The sequence below is a fragment of the Paenarthrobacter aromaticivorans genome, assembly GCF_019038615.1.
In the GTDB taxonomy this organism is placed as follows: domain Bacteria; phylum Actinomycetota; class Actinomycetes; order Actinomycetales; family Micrococcaceae; genus Arthrobacter; species Arthrobacter aromaticivorans.
The window spans coordinates 50256-65876 of the sequence record NZ_JAHOPC010000021.1 but is presented as its reverse complement, the minus strand read 5'-3'; the positions used below and the strand labels follow the sequence as shown (position 1 = coordinate 65876).

15 protein-coding genes and 1 tRNA gene are annotated in these 15621 nt (G+C 62.2%); 7 read left to right on the top strand and 9 right to left on the bottom strand.

Annotated elements, in window-relative coordinates:
* Positions 1-124: 124 nt before the first annotated feature.
* Genes mnhG through KSW38_RS22105 form a run of 6 tightly spaced genes read right to left on the bottom strand, consistent with a single transcriptional unit; the run spans position 125 to position 6406 of the window.
* Positions 125-514, bottom strand: coding sequence for a monovalent cation/H(+) antiporter subunit G (gene mnhG / locus KSW38_RS22130; protein WP_216927171.1), 390 nt, complete (start codon positions 512-514; stop codon positions 125-127).
* A complete protein-coding gene (locus KSW38_RS22125) occupies positions 504-782 on the bottom strand; it encodes an MrpF/PhaF family protein (RefSeq protein ID WP_216927169.1) in 279 nt (92 codons plus the stop codon). The genes mnhG and KSW38_RS22125 overlap by 11 nt, the downstream gene beginning before the upstream one ends.
* On the bottom strand, positions 779-1345 hold the full coding sequence (locus KSW38_RS22120) for a Na+/H+ antiporter subunit E (protein ID WP_216927162.1): 567 nt from the start codon (positions 1343-1345) through the stop codon (positions 779-781). Before KSW38_RS22120 ends, KSW38_RS22125 begins: the two co-directional genes overlap by 4 nt.
* Positions 1342-2910 carry a Na+/H+ antiporter subunit D gene (locus tag KSW38_RS22115; RefSeq protein ID WP_216927160.1) on the bottom strand — a complete coding sequence of 523 codons (1569 nt, stop codon included), beginning with the start codon at positions 2908-2910 and terminating at the stop codon, positions 1342-1344. Before KSW38_RS22115 ends, KSW38_RS22120 begins: the two co-directional genes overlap by 4 nt.
* On the bottom strand, positions 2907-3407 hold the full coding sequence (locus KSW38_RS22110) for a Na(+)/H(+) antiporter subunit C (protein WP_216927158.1): 501 nt from the start codon (positions 3405-3407) through the stop codon (positions 2907-2909). The genes KSW38_RS22115 and KSW38_RS22110 overlap by 4 nt, the downstream gene beginning before the upstream one ends.
* Positions 3404-6406: a Na+/H+ antiporter subunit A gene (locus tag KSW38_RS22105; protein WP_216927156.1), complete on the bottom strand. Its 3003-nt coding sequence runs from the start codon at positions 6404-6406 to the stop codon at positions 3404-3406. Before KSW38_RS22105 ends, KSW38_RS22110 begins: the two co-directional genes overlap by 4 nt.
* A 203-nt stretch (positions 6407-6609) precedes the next feature.
* On the opposite strand from KSW38_RS22105, the gene KSW38_RS22100 reads away from it, so the two are divergent.
* The 3 genes from KSW38_RS22100 to KSW38_RS22090 all read left to right on the top strand — a co-directional run bounded on the left by KSW38_RS22100 (position 6610) and on the right by KSW38_RS22090 (position 9767).
* Positions 6610-8013: an MFS transporter gene (locus KSW38_RS22100; protein ID WP_216927154.1), complete on the top strand. Its 1404-nt coding sequence runs from the start codon at positions 6610-6612 to the stop codon at positions 8011-8013.
* A gap of 65 nt (positions 8014-8078) precedes the next feature.
* Complete coding sequence (locus tag KSW38_RS22095) at positions 8079-8561, top strand: cation:proton antiporter regulatory subunit (RefSeq protein ID WP_216927152.1); 483 nt, start codon at positions 8079-8081, stop codon at positions 8559-8561.
* Between the two features lie 6 nt (positions 8562-8567).
* Positions 8568-9767: a cation:proton antiporter gene (locus KSW38_RS22090; protein WP_216927150.1), complete on the top strand. Its 1200-nt coding sequence runs from the start codon at positions 8568-8570 to the stop codon at positions 9765-9767.
* 46 nt (positions 9768-9813) lie between these two features.
* Here KSW38_RS22090 and dcd read toward each other — a convergent pair whose 3' ends face one another.
* Both dcd and KSW38_RS22080 read right to left on the bottom strand, forming a co-directional pair.
* On the bottom strand, positions 9814-10389 hold the full coding sequence (gene dcd, locus KSW38_RS22085) for a dCTP deaminase (protein ID WP_216927188.1): 576 nt from the start codon (positions 10387-10389) through the stop codon (positions 9814-9816).
* A 633-nt stretch (positions 10390-11022) separates the two neighbouring features.
* Positions 11023-11262 (bottom strand): hypothetical protein, encoded by a 240-nt coding sequence (locus KSW38_RS22080; protein ID WP_216927148.1) that lies wholly within the window; start codon positions 11260-11262, stop codon positions 11023-11025.
* On the opposite strand from KSW38_RS22080, the gene KSW38_RS22075 reads away from it, so the two are divergent.
* Positions 11249-12475 carry a CAP domain-containing protein gene (locus KSW38_RS22075; RefSeq protein ID WP_216927180.1) on the top strand — a complete coding sequence of 409 codons (1227 nt, stop codon included), beginning with the start codon at positions 11249-11251 and terminating at the stop codon, positions 12473-12475. The genes KSW38_RS22080 and KSW38_RS22075 overlap by 14 nt on opposite strands.
* Before the next feature lie 30 nt (positions 12476-12505).
* Here KSW38_RS22075 and KSW38_RS22070 read toward each other — a convergent pair whose 3' ends face one another.
* Positions 12506-12949 (bottom strand): SRPBCC family protein, encoded by a 444-nt coding sequence (locus KSW38_RS22070; protein ID WP_216927140.1) that lies wholly within the window; start codon positions 12947-12949, stop codon positions 12506-12508.
* Positions 12950-13164: 215 nt separating this feature from the next.
* On the opposite strand from KSW38_RS22070, the gene KSW38_RS22065 reads away from it, so the two are divergent.
* The 3 genes from KSW38_RS22065 to KSW38_RS22055 all read left to right on the top strand — a co-directional run bounded on the left by KSW38_RS22065 (position 13165) and on the right by KSW38_RS22055 (position 15557).
* Entirely contained in the window at positions 13165-14685 is a 1521-nt protein-coding gene (locus tag KSW38_RS22065) for a M15 family metallopeptidase (protein ID WP_216927138.1), read from the top strand.
* 78 nt (positions 14686-14763) lie between these two features.
* Positions 14764-14837, top strand: a tRNA-Gly gene (locus tag KSW38_RS22060).
* Positions 14838-15095: 258 nt separating this feature from the next.
* The gene (locus KSW38_RS22055) at positions 15096-15557 is read left to right on the top strand and encodes a nuclear transport factor 2 family protein (RefSeq protein ID WP_216927136.1); all 462 of its coding nucleotides are present in this window, start codon (positions 15096-15098) and stop codon (positions 15555-15557) included.
* The last annotated feature ends 64 nt before the right edge of the window (positions 15558-15621 follow it).

Genomic DNA, 15621 nt, shown 5'->3' with positions numbered 1-15621 from the left:
AACCAAAAAGGAGATCCGCCGGTGCGTGAAACGCTATCTCGCCCGACGGACCTACCGAACCCTTAACGCCACAAACACGGACCCACGCCACCCTTGACAACCATAGAAGGATCCCCGCGTTGTTCTAAGCGTCCGGGGTGGAACCGTCGCCGGCCGCCCTTTGGACAACCGCTTCAAGCTCATCCTTGGTGAGCAGTTCGCGGTGCCCATGCTTGGTTCGGTAAGCAGAGCGGCCCACCATGTGTGCGGAGACCGGTGCAGTGAGTAGCTGGAAAATCCAGGCCACCACGAGAACCGGCCAGACCCACCATGTACGCATTTGCAGGCCCATGGCCGCGAGCATGAGGAAAAGACCCAGGACCTGCGGTTTGGTTGCCGCGTGCATGCGGCTCATGAGATCGGGGAACCGCAGGAGGCCAATTGCGGCTCCGAGCGACATGAGGGCACCCACCACAAGAAACACTGCCGTCACTACGTCGATCACGGCATCCACACCGGTGGCTTCAGGAGTCATTGCCCTGATCCCTCCGATCTGCTACAAATCGGGCAAAAGTTACGGAGCCTACGAAGCCGATCACCGCGAGCGCCACGAGCAACACCAGGTTGTTCAGGTGCCGGTTCATCGCCATATCGATCGCAAGCGCTGCGCCGAGAATGGCCAGCAGGACATCCGATGCCAGCACGCGATCCAACAAGGAGGGGCCTATGGCGATACGGATGATCGCTCCCACCGCCGCCAAGCTGAGGATGACAGCCGTCACCAGCAGAACGAGTTCTTTCACAGAGCTGCTCCTTCCAGGCCCGGGGTTGGTTCATCCTGGAGCGCGTCGAGTTCCTCGCGCGTTCCCATGATCCGGATCAGCGCGGCCTCGATGTTCTGGACTTCCTGACGGATCTTGGCGATTCCGGCTTCCTCATAAATATTGAGCGCGTGTAGGTAAAGCGTGGACGTCGAGCGGTCCACTTCCACCACCAACGAGCCCGGGATCAGCGAAATAACGTGCCCGGTTGCCGTCACTATGAGGTCCGAATGGCTGCGCAACGGAACAGCGACGACGGCGCTACGCACCTTTGGCCCCTTCACTACGGCCAGGTACAGGACCAGGAAGCTCGCTGCCGCCACTTTGCCCAGGAATACCATGGCGAAGGAAATAGCGCGGAGAACATTGAACCTGCCGCTGAGCTCCACCGGCGGAAGATAGAAGAATTTGGCCACGAGCACAGCGATGAGCGCACCGAACAGCAGGTTGCCCGGGCTGAAGTCCCGCCACAGGGCGCCCCAGACGATGACCAGCCATACCAGCAGCGGCAGTTCAGTGCGGAAGGAGATCGGTTTTCGGCTCATCTGGCAGCCCCTGACTGACCTACGGACGGTACCTGCGCGGAGTCTCCCAGGACTGAATGAATGTAGGCGGTGCGGTCCAACATGATTTCCGCCGAGCCGTCGGCCAGGTGGAAGAGTGGGCCCGCAAAGACTGTGAGCGCAACACCGAAGACCACAAGGCCCGCGGTGGAGCCCACCATTGTCCGGGGAAGTACCCCCACGTTGCCTGAGGTCTGAAGCACCGGATCCGGGTACTCTGCGTCCTCGGGTTTGCGCCAAAATGCCCTGTTCCAAACACGGGCAATTGCCAACAAGGTGAGGAGGCTGGTGACGACGCCGCCCACTACCAAAACGATGGCCAGCGGCGTACCCAGTTGCACGCCCGCTTGGAGGAGCCCGAGCTTGCCCAGGAAACCCGAGAATGGCGGGATGCCCGCAAGGTTCATTGCCGGGACGAAGAACAACAGGGCAAGGAGTGGCGAGAGCTTGGCCAGGCCACCTAGGCGGTCAATGGACGACGAACCGCCCCGCCGCTCAATCAAACCAGTGACCAGGAACAAGCTTGTCTGCACGGTGATGTGGTGCGCCACGTAGAACACGGCCGCGCCAAGGCCCGTGATGGAGGACATTGCCAGGCCGAACACCATGTAACCGATGTGGCTGACCAGGGTGAAGGACAAGAGACGTTTGATGTCGCTCTGCGCCAAGGCACCCAGGATGCCCACCACCATGGTCAGCAGCGCCACCACCATTAAGGGCACGTTGAGGGTGTCGCCGGGAAAGAGGAGTGTCTCGGTGCGGACCATGGCGTAAACACCAACCTTGGTCAGCAAACCGGCAAACACGGCTGTGACAGGAGCCGGAGCGGTCGGATAGGAGTCGGGAAGCCAGAACGACAGTGGGAATACTGCCGCCTTGATTCCGAACGCCACCAGCAGCATCACGTGCAGGAGATTCTGGGTTCCTTGATCCAACTCGGCCAGCTTGATGGCGAGGTCCGCCATGGTGATGGTCCCTGTAGCTCCGTAAATCATGGCGATTGCGATGAGGAACAGGACCGACGACACCACGGACACCACCACGTACGTGACGCCGGCACGGATGCGCGGCCCCGTCCCGCCGAGGGTCATCAGCACGTAGCTTGCCGTCAGCAGGATTTCGAAACCCACGTACAGATTGAAAAGGTCACCTGTCAGGAAGGCGTTGGATACGCCCGCGACCAGGATCAGATATGTGGGGTGGAAGATCGAGACGGGCGCTTCCTGGTCGCCATCAGCCATGCCTTGGCCGGTGGCGTAGATCAGGACCGCGAGGCTTACGACGGTGGAAACCACCAGCATGAGCGAGGAGAACTGATCCACCACCAGCACCACGCCCCACGGCGGCAGCCAACCACCGAGCGTGACGGATGTGGTGCCTCCCTCCCACACGGACGCCAGGAGCAGGCATTCGAGCAGGAGTGTCCCGCTGAGTATCACGATGCTGACGACCCGCTGGGCAGCCGTGTGCCGGATCAGCACGAACGCGAGGGCTGCTCCGAGGATCGGAAGGAGGACAGCCAGTGGCGACAGGTTTGCGAGATTCACGCGCTGCCTCCTTCCCGGCTGGATGCCGTTTTGGGCGTTTCCGTCGCCTCTGGGTGCAGCCGTTCCTCGGGGGTGGACGCAGTCACCACGAACTCCGATGTTTCCAGCGGGACAATGGCGTCGTCTTCCGCGTCGAAGCTGGGAGTCCGGGCTACGCGGCGGTCTTCGAGGTCATCCTGGATCTCGTCTTGCCGTGCCAAGGCCCAGGTGCGGTAGATGATGCCAAGCATGAAGGCAGTGACGGCGAATGATATGACGATGGATGTGAGGATCAACGCCTGGGGCAGGGGGTCGTTGTACTGAGTGGAGGCTGTTTCCTTGTCGAACAGGGGAGCAAGGCCGGCGTACCCTCCCGTACTGAGGATCAGGAGGTTGGTGGCGTTGGCAAGCAGCATCAAGCCAAGGAGGACGCGCGTCAGGCTCCGCTCCAAAATCAGGTAGATGCCGCAGGCATACAGCACACCCATGACTATGAGGAGGGTCAGGTTGATGCTCATGGGTTGCCCTTCCCGGAGGCGGCAGTTTCAGCGGGCGCAGACTCGGCGACCCTGGTCTTTCCGGCCTTCGCGCCCTTCTCTTCAAAATGTTCGTCGATTTCGGCGCCCAGGCTGCGTAGAACGTCGAGCGCCAGGCCCACCACCACTATGTAGACGCCGATATCGAAGATCGTGGACGTGACGAACTTGACGTCCCCGAATACGGGCAGCCAAAACTCGATGATCGCGCTCTGGAACACGTGTCCGCCGAGGAGGAGGGGCACGAAACCGGACGCTGCGGCGGTCGCAAGTCCCGTCCCCAACAGCGTTCCGGCACTCACTGTCGCTGCCTCGCTCAACTCGAAGCGTCCACCGGCAAGGTAGCGGATAGTGAGGGCGAGGCCTGCGGTCAAGCCTCCAGCGAAGCCACCCCCGGGCAGGTTGTGGCCCGCAAGGAGAAGATAGATGGAGAAGACGATCATCGAGTGGAAAATCAGCCGGGTGACCACTTCGAAGATGATGGATCTCCGCTCGGGGGCCAGCGTCCTGCCTGCAACGAGCCAGGCATCACGGGTCACGTCCGTGAACTTTCTCGCCAGGGCCAGCCGGGCGCCGTCGCGGGAGTCACGGTCGACGCCGGTGCGGCGCCCCACGCTGCCTTCCGGCACTGCCTCTGAGGTTCTGATGCGATCGCCGCGGCTACGCACGAAGATCAGGCTGGCAACGCCCGTAGCGGCAACCGCTAGGACCGAGATTTCGCCGAAGGTATCCCACGCGCGGATGTCCACGAGGGTCACGTTGACCACGTTCAAGCCGCCGCCGCCTTCGTAGGCCAGCCGTGGAAATTCAAGGGAGACAGGAGGGGCGACGCGGGCCCCCATGGCGTAGATAGCCACGAAGATCATAGTGATACCGAACGCCGCGCCGATGATCACGCGGATCACCCGGAGGCGGCCACCCGTCCGGTCCCGTAGTTCGGCGGGTAGGCTGCGCATTGCCAAAACGAAGGCCACGAGAACGATGGTCTCCACCAGCATCTGGGTCAGTGCGAGATCAGGTGCACCTTGCAGGGCAAACATGAGCGCAATGCCGTAACCAGTAACAGACACCATGAGCACCGCCAGGAACCGCTTGTTGGCGCGGACAGCAGCAAGGGCGCCCACCACGATGCCCACTCCCGCGATCAACTGCAACGGAGAGTTCGGATCGATGAAATAGACGTCGTCGGGCAACGGTTTGTTGTTCAGGAGCAGAGCCGCGAGCGGCACTGCGAAGGCAACCGTGAGGATGACCGTCAGATAGAAGTACAGTGAACCACGCTGCGTGCGGCCCGTGACCCACACTGCGACGTCGTCCAAAGCGCCAATCGTGTGTCGGTAGGCGCGGTCGCCGTCCACCCAATCGGGAACCAGGCTTTGCACTCGTGCAACAACGTTGCGGCCGTAGAACATTGCGGCACCGGCCACAAAGGTGATTGCGGTCAGTCCCAGGGCGGGCGTGAGCCCATGCCACAAAGCCAGATGTCCGGCGTCGACGGCTTCCTCTCCATCCGCGAACAGCGCTGCGTAAGGCTGGATCCAACTATCGACCGGCGCGGGCCACAGCCCGTAAACAATGGTGAGGAAGCTCAAGAGCGCGGGCGCGGCCAGGAAGGCGGGCCTGATGGCTTTGAAGGGCGTGCGCTCTATACCCGGCTTCGTGGCAAAGGCACCCCACATGAATCGGGCGCTGTAAGCGAAGGTGAGGATTGAACCGAGCACGAGACCGATGAGGATCCAGATGCCCCAGTCCGGTGCGTCGTGACCATTTCCGTAGTGCACGAAGGCTTCAAAGACGGATTCCTTGGCCACGAAACCCGCCAGCGGCGGCACCCCCGCCATGGATGCGGCCGCAATCGCGGCCACAACCCCCAGGGCTCGTGAGGAGCGGAAGACGCCGGAGAGTTTCCGGATATCGCGCGTCCCGGACTGGTGGTCGATGATGCCGACCACCAGGAACAGCGCAGCCTTGAACAAGCCATGGGCCAGCAGAAGCCCAAGCCCGGCAAGGGCGGCGTCAGGTCTGCCCAGACCCACCACCATGGTGAGGAAGCCCAGTTGGCTCACTGTTCCGTAGGCCAGGATGAGCTTGATATCGGTCTGGCGGAGGGCCCTGTATCCGCCCACCAACATAGTGGCCAAGCCGAGGCCCAGGACCACGGGGAGCCAGAACTGCGATTCGGCGAATCCTGGCGCCAGGCGCGCGACGACGTAGATACCGGCCTTCACCATGGCTGCGGCATGCAGGTAGGCGCTCACTGGCGTCGGAGCCGCCATGGCACCCGGAAGCCAGAAGTGGAAGGGGACCAGCGCCGATTTGGTCACGGCACCCACCAGGATGAGAACGACGGCGGCCCCCACCATCCCGCTTGTGGTGCCGTTAACGAGCGTCCCGGCTTGGTCGAGGATGGTGGAGATCCGGTAGCTTCCTGCGGCTTGGCCCAGGATGATGAGACCCACCAACATCGCCAGCCCGCCCGCCGTCGTCACCATCAGCGCCTGCAGGGCAGAACGCCGTGCGGCCAGGCGGGTGCGGGCATAGCCGATGAGCAGGTAGGACAGGACAGTGGTGAGCTCCCAGAAGATGAACATCATGAGGAGGTCGTCGGACGTCACCAGGCCGAACATGGCACCGGCAAAAGCCAGGAGTTGGGCGCCGAACCCACCGAGCCCAGGGTCCTTGTTCTTGAAGTACCGGGCGCAATAGACCAGCACCAAAGAGCCAACGCCGAGGATGAGCAGTGACATGACCCAGGCGAGCGCATCCATCCTGAAGGCAAACTCGAGCTTCAGGTTCGGAATCCAGGGGAATACTTCTTCTATGCCGGCGCCGGAATATACGGGAGCGTGCTGGAGGACCAGCCAAATGAAGGCCACCGCGGGAACCGCTGCGAGGACATAGAAGGCGTTCCGACCAAGTTTGCCAAAGATCAAGGGCGCCACAGTTGCCGCTACAAAGGTGATGGCGAGAACTGTGATCACTGTTTTCTCCGCAAAGTCAGAAACGAATTGTCAAAAGTTGGAGCAGGCGGTCATACGTTGGGTTCAGTTGGACCAGTTTATCAAGGGGCCCGGACAGTTTTTGGCCGGAGCCGATGGGGCCTGCGGATGAATTCCCCCTGCGTTATTCACATAGCGGTCTGTCATCTGTCCGTCGCTGTCAGAGTCCCGATAGCATTCAGGCTATGAACGCGGCCGCAGTTCCCGAAGCCTCCCACCCAGCATCCGAGCTTGCCTCCGGACCTGCTTCCTCCAAGAAGGGCCAAATCCTTGCCTGGGCGTCTTGGGACTGGGGCTCTGCTGCGTTTAACGCCATCATGACCACGTTCGTCTTCACGGTGTACCTGACCTCCTCTGCCTTCGGCGGCGAGGACGCTGCATCTGCCGCACTTGGTGCTGCTTTGGCTGTCGCGGGCCTGGCCATCGCGTTGCTGGCACCGGTGACGGGCCAACGTTCGGATGCGGGCGGCCGACGCAAGCTCTGGCTCGGAGTCAACACTGCGGCCACAGCTGTGCTCACGGCCCTGTGCTTCTTTGTGTTCCCGCAGCCAGGATTCCTCCTGCTAGGTGTCTGCCTGATTGCGCTTGCCAATATTTTCTTTGAGTTTGCCGGCGTGAACTACAACGCCATGCTGGCCCAAATCTCCACCCCCAAAAACATCGGCAAGGTCAGCGGCTTTGGTTGGGGCATGGGATACCTCGGTGGGATCGTGGCGTTGTTGCTGGTCCTGCAACTGTTCGTCCAGCCGTCTTTCGAATGGTTCGGTGCATCCACGGAAGAATCACTGAACATCCGGCTTGTGGCCATTTTCTCGGCCCTGTGGTTCTTCATTTTCGCCCTTCCCGTGCTGTTCGCCGTTCCGGAAGTTTCCGTGAAAAAGGACTCTGCGTCCTTGGGATTCATAGCGTCGTACAAGCTGCTGCTCCGGCGCATCGCGGCCATCTATCGCACCAGTCCCCACACCATTTACTTCCTGCTGTCCAGTGCGATCTTCCGCGACGGCCTTGCTGCAGTCTTCACGTTCGGCGGGGTGATCGCGGCCGGGACCTTTGGTTTCGAACTCAAGGAAGTTATCTTCTTCGCGATTTTCGGCAACGTGGTGGCAGCGGTGGGCGCCATCATCGGTGGCTTCCTTGACGACAAGATCGGACCCAAGGCAGTCATCGTGCTTTCCTTGGTGGGTCTGCTGATCGCGGGCACGTTTATCCTGGTGCTTGGCAACGGAAACTACGTGTTCTTTGGAACCAGCTGGCCTGCCGCCAATACGTTCTGGATCTTCGGCCTGCTGCTGTGCCTTTTTGTAGGGCCAGCCCAGTCTTCGTCAAGGGCCTTCCTGGCCAGGCTAGCCCCGGACGGCGAGTCGGGAGAACTCTTCGGGCTGTACGCCACCACGGGCCGGGCTGTCAGCTTCCTGGCTCCCACCCTCTTCACCCTGTGCATCACAATTGCCGCTCCGATTGTTGAAGAAGGTGGAGCCCAGCGATGGGGCATCCTCGGCATCATGGTTGTCCTGCTAGCCGGCCTCCTGGTGATCCTGCCAGTGAAGCCGCCCAGCAAGACCCAAATCGCCGTGGTACCGGATCACTGACTTCACTGCAACAGCTGAGCGCGAACGCCGTACCAGTGCAGTTCCAACAGAGTTAGGGTGGAGATATGAACGTGGATGAGACTGAACTCCCGGGCCTTGGGGTCCGTAAGGATTTCGTCACGGCCTCTGGCCGTCGCATCGGTGTCGTGGAGCTTCGCGAGGGTGAGACGGAGCTCTTCGTGTCCACTTGGGATGACCCGGACACCTGCCAGGCCTCCATTCCCCTTACTGCCGATGAAGCCGCAACTCTTGGCAACCTCCTGGGCGGGCAACATATCGCCATGCGCCTGGCAGAGGCCCACCGTGAGATACCTGGCATCGTGACCCGCCAGTTCTCCATCACCCCTGACTCCCCGTTCGTGAACCAGCCCATGGGCAAAGCCCAGGTCCGCACCCGCAGTGGCGTTTCGATCGTCGCGATTATGCGCGAAGGCGAGGTCGTCCCCTCGCCCGCACCCGACGTCGTACTTCACACGGGTGATTTGCTCGTTGCGGTTGGCACCCAGGAAGGCCTCGACTCGGCGGCCGATATCCTCCGCAACGGCTGACCCACCATGGATCCGCTCGCACTAGCCCTCGTTGAACTGGGGGCCGTCGTCTTCTGCCTCGGTCTCCTTGCTCGACTAGCGGGCCGGATTGGCATGTCCCCCATTCCGCTTTACCTGCTGGGTGGCTTGGCCTTCGGTGCAGGCGGCTTCGTCAAATTGGATGGCATGCATGAATTCGCCCATCTTTCGGGCGAAATCGGCGTCATCCTGCTGCTGTTGATGCTCGGATTGGAATACACCGCCTCCGAACTCGTCACCGGACTCAGACGCTCATGGCAGGCCGGTGTCCTGGACTTCGTCCTGAATTTCCTCCCCGGCGCCGGAATTGCCGTTCTTCTGGGCTGGGGTCTTGTGGGCGCCATCGTGATGGGTGGCGTTACCTATATCTCGTCCTCAGGAATCGCGGCGAAGGTCATCACGGACCTAGGGCGGATCGGTAACCGCGAAACTCCCGTGGTGCTTTCCATCCTCGTTTTCGAGGACCTGGCCATGGCCATATACCTACCCATTCTCACTGCCATCCTGGCCGGTGTTGGGTTCCTGGGTGGGTTGCAGACGGTGGGCATCGCGCTGGCTGTCGTCACGGTAGTCCTGATGATCGCGCTCAAACACGGGCACCGCGTCTCCCAAGCCGTTCACAGCGAGAACTCGGAAGTGTTTCTGCTGAACGTGCTCGGCCTGGCCCTCCTGGTTTCCGGTATCGCCTCCGCCCTGCAGGTCTCAGCCGCTGTGGGTGCATTCATGTTGGGCATCGCCATCTCCGGCGCCACGGCCCACAATGCGACCCGCATCCTTGAACCCCTGAGGGACTTGTTTGCCGCGATCTTCTTCGTTGCCTTCGGCCTCAATACGGACCCCACGTCCATCCCGCCGGTCCTGGGCTGGGCGCTGCTCCTCGCCCTGCTGACAACTGCCACGAAAATGTTCACGGGATTCTGGGCAGCCAAACGCGCAGGCATCGCAATGCCGGGCCGCTTCCGTGCGGGAGCGGCCCTGATTGCGCGTGGTGAATTCTCTATCGTCATTGCTGGCCTGGCGGTGGCCTCGGGAGCCGTACCGGACGAGGTCGCAGCCTTGGCTACGGCTTACGTCCTCATCATGGCCATCACGGGTCCGCTGGCCGCTCGCTTCGTGGAACCTGTGGTCAAGGCACTGCGCAGGAGCCCCCGCACACCGCCGCGGACTGCCGAGCGCGCCAGCGCCTGACGGGTAGCGCTGAACGCTTGGCGCCTGACGCCCAGCCTGTTTCCGGCTAGATCGCCGTCCGGTGGAAATTCTGGTGGCTTCGGCTGGCGGTCGGTCCGCGCTGGCCCTGGTAGCGGTTGCCGTACTCACCGGAACCGTAGGGGTGTTCCGCTGAGGACGTCAGGCGGAAGAAGCACAACTGGCCGATCTTCATGCCCGGCCATAGCTTAATGGGCAGCGTCGCCACGTTGGAAAGTTCCAGCGTGACGTGTCCGGAGAACCCCGGATCGATGAAGCCAGCGGTGGAGTGCGTCAACAAACCAAGCCGGCCGAGGGAAGACTTACCCTCAAGACGGGCAGCGATGTCATCGGGCAGGCTGACGGTCTCATACGTTGAGCCCAAGACGAATTCACCCGGGTGCAGGATGAAAGGCTCATTGCCTTCAACCTCCACCAGCCGGGTCAGTTCCGGCTGCTCCTCGGCGGGGTCGATGTGGGCATATTTGTGGTTGTCGAAGAGCCGGAAAAACCGGTCGATCCGCACGTCCACGGAAGACGGCTGAACCATCGCGGGATCGTACGGTTCAAGGACAATCCGTTGGGAGTCTATTTCGGCACGAATATCGCGGTCAGAGATCAGCACAGCATCAAAAATACCCCATGCATTGTCCGCGCCGCCCCATGGGACTATAGTTCCCGGACATGTAAAGCCGCGCCCGTACTTGGGGGCAACGAGCATTCGCGGGGTTATTGTGGGGAAATTGTCAGCGCCTGCGGCTATTGTGCTGGCTGGCGCGCTTGCCATATTGGTAGCCGCGTCCAGCCAAATCCTGCCAGCTACAGAGGCCCTACCGGGCGGCGGCACTACTTCTTCGGGCAGCGTCCCTTCCGGCCTCACGGCCCCTGAAACGAGTACGACGCCGGACCCCGCACTTTTGGAGGCCACCCCCGCCGCCAGCGAAGAAGCTGGCGGCCCTACGCCGGACCCGGGTCCAGGGACGAGTCCCGGTTCCGAAAGTGGTGCGCCGAGCAGACCGGTCGCAGTAGATCCGATGGTTGAGACGCCCCCTCCGGTGCCGAACATCGGGCCCTCATGGGGCCCGGACGATCCTTCCTCGTACGGCACTCCCTCCGCGAGTCCGGAGGCCAACGAACCAGCCGTCTCGACTCCTCCCGCCTCTGCACCGTCGTCGGCTCCTCCCACCGTTCCAACGCCGACGGCACCTGCCGCGGGACCTGGCCCGTCGGAGTCACCGACGCCAACAGCGCTACCAACTCAAACCACGTCACCGCCAACACCCTCAGCAACTCCAACATCTACGCCGTCACCAACGGCTTCCGCGCCGTCACCAACGGCAACCCCACCCTCCTCAACGACGTCCACTCCCACACCCTCACCAACCCCCACGCCCTTCCCCGGGAAGACCCCGAACAGCGATGCGGATCCGGACAACGGTGCCCTCGCGCTTCTCCCGGACGACAACACGGCGGCGATCTTGACCGTGTTCAACGCCATCAACAGCTACCGCGCTTCTTTGGGCCTGGCCCCGGTGAAATATCACGCAACCGTGGCGAGCATGGCGCAGGAATGGTCGAACAGCATTGCCAGCCGTGAAGTGATCCAACACAGGCCGAACTTCTGGATGGACCCGCGCGCGCTCAACCCGAACAACGGTGCGGGTGAGGTCATTGCCGTCCGATGGGATCGTGACGCTGCCCAACTGGTGGAGTGGTGGAAGGGCTCCCCCGGTCACGACGCCTTGCTGCGCGATCCGCGCTTCAATGTGATGGGCATCGGAATCACCTACACGGACGGCAATTGGCAAACAACGCCCAACCGCTACACACTGTGGGGCGTGGTGAACTTCTTCGGCTACACCACGCTGCCCGCCGGAACCACTACGCGCCCAGGCGGGACTGTCACGCCGCCCACGGATCCTGTGGGTGTGTGCGAACCCGGCGGCAAGTACCAGCCGCCTACCGTGAATCTCAGTGCTGCGGCCATCCGCAGCGCTGCAGACCTTGTATCCATCAGCCCGGACGGAACGGTTTATTCCTACCCATCCTTGGGTAACGCCAAATACGGCACGGCCCGCAAGATCGGCATCGGTTTCACCGGGTTGAAGGAGTTGTTCGTTTCCGATTGGGACCGCGACGGCGTCTTTGACCTCATCGCCCAACGCCTGGACGGGGCGCTCCTGGTGTACCCGGGCAGGCAGTCCGGCGGCTTCGGATCGCCCGGAGTCCTGGGCCAGGGGTGGGAGTCCCTGAACATAGCCGTGGGTACTTGGTGTGCAAACAACCGTCTCCCGCAAATTGTGGCCATGGATGCATCCGGCGGCCTCTGGTTCTACAAGAATTCCGGTATGACGTACATACGCACCCAGGCAGCAATCGGAACAGGCAACAAGGCCGTCCGGCTCAGCATGGTGGACTACAACGCCGATGGTTTCCAGGACCTCCTCACTGTCGAGCCCAATGGTTACCTGAGGCTGTACCGCGGCAGCGGGCTGGCCATCCCGAAGCAGGAGGCCAGGCCTGTGGTGGGTGCGGAGTGGACCGACTACACCGGTTTGCGTTCACTTCAAGGAGTGACCGGCTCAAACACCACGGGCGTCGCGGGCCTTGGCACCAATGGAGTATTGGAGTATTGGGACCTCACCTCGGGAGGCCTGACGACGCCGGTCATAGTCGGGGGCGGTTGGAGCGGCTTCAAGCTCGCCCAGTAGGGAACAACCCAGTAGTGAACAACCCAGCAATCAAACCGTCTGGCCGGACTCAATCACGGTCTTGAGCTGCTCCAACTGGGCAACTTCACTTTCCATGGTTTTCTGGATCATGCTGTTCATGAGTTTTTGCAAGCCCTTGGGGTGGTACTCCAAGGCGAACCTGAGCCGGGTGGTCTTGCCTTCGGTGCTGAGGTAATAGCCGCCGGTGGGCCGGGCGGGTCCGGCCACCACGGCGAAGCGGACTTCCGCGCCCGGCCGGGCCTCCGTGATCTCGAAGTCAGCGGCGATCGGCCGTCCTCCCGGGCCAGTAAGGGTCTGCTGATAAACCGCGCCCTTCTGGCCACGGACACCGGATCGAAGCGAGATGCTGCGCACGCCCGAACGCCAGAGCGAGTTGTTCATACCATCCATGAGGAATCCATAGACGGTCATGGCATCCCTGCTGATCACCACTTCATAAGCTGCAAATGCCACGGAAACCTCTTTCGGCGTACGGTTCGAATGTCGTAGCCCGGTTCCCCATACACTGCAGCTAACACCTTCAGAATAGTCAGCCGCGCTTGCCTGCGACACACGACAAACGAGCCTTGACCGAATGGTTACCTGGCGATGTATCTGAGACACAGCTGACACATAGTCCCGGGCCGGGTAGAGTTCGTGCCGCTGGCAAAAACCAAATTGGGGGCGTAATGCGAGTACTGAAACATCCGTTTGTCCATGGCAACGCACGACGACGGCTGGCCGCTTGCGCAGCATTCCTCGCCATGGCTGTGGCTGGCGGAGTCATGACCGCTGCGCCGGCGTCGGCAACGCCGCTTCCAACAACGGCTCCCGTGGCAGCGGCATCCGCAATCGCGAACAAAATGGCAGCGCCCACCACCGTAAATCCCCTGCCCAGCGTGGATCCCATCGGGAACCCTGCTAGCTTCTCTGTCCTGGTCAACAAATCCCGGCCACTGAATCCCGTCAGCTACGCCCCCAGCGACCTCATAAATGCCCGCGGCTCTGGACAGTACATGCGGGCTGAAGCCGCCGCGTGGCTTAACGGCCTCTTCCAGGGAGCAGCCGATGCTGGCACCGGCGGCCTGTCGATCGTGAGCGGCTACCGTTCGTATGCCCAGCAGCAGGAAGTGTATGCCTACTATGTCAGCATTTACGGCCAGGCCTATGCAGACACCATCTCAGCACGTCCCGGGTATAGCGAACACCAGACCGGCCTCGCCATGGACATCGGCAATGCTGCTGGTTCCTGTGGCCTGAGCACCTGCTTCGGAGATACAGCAGCCGGCAAGTGGGTGGCAGCCAACGCCCACAAGTACGGCTTCATCGTCCGTTACCCCAACGGCTACACGGGCACCACCGGGTACAGCTACGAGCCTTGGCACTTGCGCTACGTTGGCGTCGCGCTGGCCACTGATATGAACCGGCGCGGATTCCCAACGCTGGAGCACTACTTCGCTGGAAACCCAGCGGCCGCTGCGAGCATCAAGTCCGGCGCCGACCTCGTAGCTGCCGACGCGTCAGGGCGGATGCTGCGTTACCCCGCGACGGCGGCTGGCGGGTATGGGGCACCCCTCCAGATCGGTTCGGGCTGGACCGGCTTGAAGCAGGGGTTCGTGGTGGACTGGGACATTGATGGCATTTACGACATCCTTGCGCAGTGGAACAACGGCGTCCTCGGCGTTTACCGCGGCCTTCCCGGCGGCGGCTTCGCCGGTCAGGTTGTCGTGGGGAACGGCGGCTGGGATCGCATGACCATCACCGTGGGCAAGTGGACGCACGCGCACCCCCGGCCCGGCGTCGTCGGATATTTTCCGGATGGTGTGCTGCGCTACTACCCCAACACTTTCGGCGGTGCGCTGAGCGGTCCGCAGGTCATCGGCAACGGCTGGAACGGCCTGGAACTGACCATGGCCGACTGGGAGGGCGACGGAGCCAATGACATCCTGGCGAGGACAGCTTCCGGTTCCTTGATCAATTACCGAGGAGACGGCTGGGCTGGTTTCTTTGGCCCGGCCACCACCGTGGGCACGGGTTGGCAGTACATGCGCACGCTGCTGCCGAGCTTCGGGCTGACCGGCGCGGGCACTCGCGGCGTCACCGCGCAAACTGCTGAAGGCAACCTCTACAACTACGGCCTCGGCAGGGGTTCCTGGACCACCTACGCGCAGGTTGGATCCGGTTGGAATGGCCTGAAGCTCTTCAAATAGACATGGTCGCGCGCCTGTCATGAGGACCGCCGGAACTGCGCTAAGCTAGGACTCGCTCCGGCGAATACCCGGAGCGACGCGGGCGTAGCTCAATGGTAGAGCGCTAGCTTCCCAAGCTCGATACGCGGGTTCGATTCCCGTCGCCCGCTCCATCATGACCCCCTTGCCTCCGGGCAGGGGGTCATCTCGTTAAGAACCCGTATGGTCCTGACCCTCTTTGGCAGCGAACCCCGGCGAAATACTGGCAAATCAACGCATTGTGGTTGTCGCCGAATTCAAAGTCGGTCAGGAAGCCACGCAACTGGGAATCACGACGGCGGCACTCACCAGATAAGGCCCTGCGCCCGTCGACCCGGGCGGCCACCGAGCCTAAACTCGTAGATACATCCACCTATCCGGGAGGTCCTCCAATGACTCTCACCGACGATGCTGAGGCGGGTCCACTCGCCGTCATCCACCGCCTGCTGGAAGCCACGAACAAGCATGATCTTGAAGCCTTGGCCGAATGCTTCGCGCCTGGCTATGTCAATGAGACGCCTGCCCACCCCACCAGGGGCTTTACGGGCAGGGACGCTATCCGTAGCAATTGGGAACAGCTCTTCACGGGAGTGCCGGACATCAAGGTTCGGATGGTGTCCCACAGCGTGTCCGGCCACCAGGCCTGGACCGAGCTGCATATGCAGGGCGCTTGGCGGGATGGCACGCCACATGAGCTCACGGGCGTCATCATTTTCGGCGTGGAAGAGGGCGTCATCAACAGTGCCCGGTTCTACATGGAGCCTGTGGAGCACTTCGTCCGCGTTGACGACACCGCGGACCGCGTCAGCCACCGGGTAACCCATGGCCGGCCCGCCGTCGAGCCCGCCCAGTGAGTCCAGGCCACTAGATCCAAGCCAGTGAGTTCAGAGCCAGGGGTCGTCAGCCCAGGCTGACGCC

Bases quoted from the DNA above. Each gene is read 5' to 3' on its own strand.
- mnhG (WP_216927171.1), bottom strand. From the start codon at position 514: ATGACTCCTGAAGCCACCGGTGTGGATGCCGTGATCGACGTAGTGACG.
- KSW38_RS22120 (WP_216927162.1), bottom strand. From the start codon at position 1,345: ATGAGCCGAAAACCGATCTCCTTCCGCACTGAACTGCCGCTGCTGGTA.
- KSW38_RS22110 (WP_216927158.1), bottom strand. From the start codon at position 3,407: ATGAGCATCAACCTGACCCTCCTCATAGTCATGGGTGTGCTGTATGCC.
- KSW38_RS22100 (WP_216927154.1), top strand. From the start codon at position 6,610: ATGAACGCGGCCGCAGTTCCCGAAGCCTCCCACCCAGCATCCGAGCTT.
- KSW38_RS22095 (WP_216927152.1), top strand. From the start codon at position 8,079: ATGAACGTGGATGAGACTGAACTCCCGGGCCTTGGGGTCCGTAAGGAT.
- KSW38_RS22090 (WP_216927150.1), top strand. From the start codon at position 8,568: ATGGATCCGCTCGCACTAGCCCTCGTTGAACTGGGGGCCGTCGTCTTC.
- KSW38_RS22080 (WP_216927148.1), bottom strand. From the start codon at position 11,262: ATGGCGTTGAACACGGTCAAGATCGCCGCCGTGTTGTCGTCCGGGAGA.
- KSW38_RS22065 (WP_216927138.1), top strand. From the start codon at position 13,165: ATGCGAGTACTGAAACATCCGTTTGTCCATGGCAACGCACGACGACGG.
- KSW38_RS22055 (WP_216927136.1), top strand. From the start codon at position 15,096: ATGACTCTCACCGACGATGCTGAGGCGGGTCCACTCGCCGTCATCCAC.